This is a genomic window from Nguyenibacter vanlangensis, from assembly GCF_013376155.1.
Lineage (GTDB): Bacteria > Pseudomonadota > Alphaproteobacteria > Acetobacterales > Acetobacteraceae > Gluconacetobacter > Gluconacetobacter vanlangensis.
This window is the reverse complement of record NZ_JABXXP010000697.1, coordinates 1-1,421: the sequence shown is the minus strand read 5'-3', so window position 1 is coordinate 1,421 and position 1,421 is coordinate 1. Positions and strand designations below refer to the sequence as shown.

General features: G+C 70.5%; 2 protein-coding genes. One reads left to right on the top strand and one right to left on the bottom strand.

The window, feature by feature from the left end; translation table 11 throughout:
• On the bottom strand, positions 1-677 hold a 677-nt coding region (locus tag HUK84_RS18140), incomplete at its 3' end, for an NAD(P)/FAD-dependent oxidoreductase (RefSeq protein ID WP_176641487.1).
• Positions 678-822: 145 nt separating this feature from the next.
• On the opposite strand from HUK84_RS18140, the gene HUK84_RS18135 reads away from it, so the two are divergent.
• On the top strand, positions 823-1,421 hold a 599-nt coding region (locus HUK84_RS18135; RefSeq protein ID WP_281362853.1), incomplete at its 3' end, for a thiolase family protein.

Sequence of the window (1,421 nt, the reverse complement as noted above, 5' to 3'; positions counted from 1 at the left end):
AGGCTGCGCGCATCCCCGCGCAGGATACGCCCGCCGGCCGCCTCCAGCAGGGCGGCATAGCGGCCAACCAGTTCGCCCGGGTCGCTCACGCTCCACGGGTCGCGCCAGTGGATGGCGCCCGCCATGGGGTGAAGCAGCACCGGCTCCGCCCGGGCCAGCGCCGCGCCATCCAGAATCTCCGACAGAACGCCCGTGCGCTGCGCCCGGTCGCGCGCCTCGCCTATCCCGGCCTCGAAAGCCCGGCCGGTTCGGTACAGCGCCTTCCACCCATTGCGCGCGACCAGGTTGTCGGCGCCGGCCGCCGCGATCATCCGCTGGTGTTCGTCCAGGCAATGGCGGATCATCGCCTCATAGGACCGGGCGATCGCCCGATAGCGCGACGGAAAGGAATGCCACCAATAGCGCAGCAGGCGCGGGGCGATGGCGGGCAGGTCGCGCGCCCGCCACGCCACGTCATTGCCGATTCCCATCGCGACGCGCAGCAGGGTCCCCAGCTCATGCGGAAATTCATAGGGTTCGACCGCCTCGCGCTGGATCAGCCCGGCATTGCCGTACGACGTCTCGCGTCCCGGCTCGCCCCGCTCGATCAGGGCCACGTCGAACCCGCGCTGCGCCAGGTGCCAGGCGGTACACACCCCCACCATGCCGCCGCCCAGGACCAGGGCCGATTTCGTCATGCATGCCTCCCGCCGGCGCGATTGATGCCCGAACTGGACCATCTTGCCCGTCCCGGATCAAGCCGCCGCCGCAGGAACGATGGACCATCCGCGCCACGGCGCGCATAAGATCCCGCCAGACATGGCCTGGTCGGAAGGAAAAAGCATGCAGGATGTCGTCATCGTCGCGGCCAGGCGCACCGCGATCGGCAGTTTCCTGGGCACCCTGGCCGCAATCCCCGCCGCCGGGCTCGGAGCGCATGTCATCGGCGCGGTTTTGCGCGACGCGCGGCTCGACCCGTCGCGGGTCGACGAGGTCATCATGGGCCATGTGCTCACCGCCGGCGCCGGGCAGAACACGGCGCGCCAGGCGGCGATCGGCGCGGGACTGCCCCACACCGTCCCGGCGATGACCGTCAACAAGGTCTGCGGATCGGGCATGAAGGCCATCCACCTGGCGGCGCAGGCCATCGCCTGCCGGGATGCCGAGATCGTCGTCGCCGGCGGAATGGAGACTATGAGCCTCGCGCCGCATCTCCTGCCCAAGGCGCGGGCAGGCCTGCGCATGGGCGATGCGCAACTGCGCGACAGCATGATCTGCGACGGGCTGTGGGATGCGTTCAACGATTGCCACATGGGGGTCACGGCGGAAAATATCGCCCGGCACTACGCGATTTCGCGCGCGGCGCAGGACGATTTCGCCGCCCGCTCGCAACGGCGCGCCGCCGCCGCCGCCGCCGCCGGCCGCTTCGCCGATGAAATCGC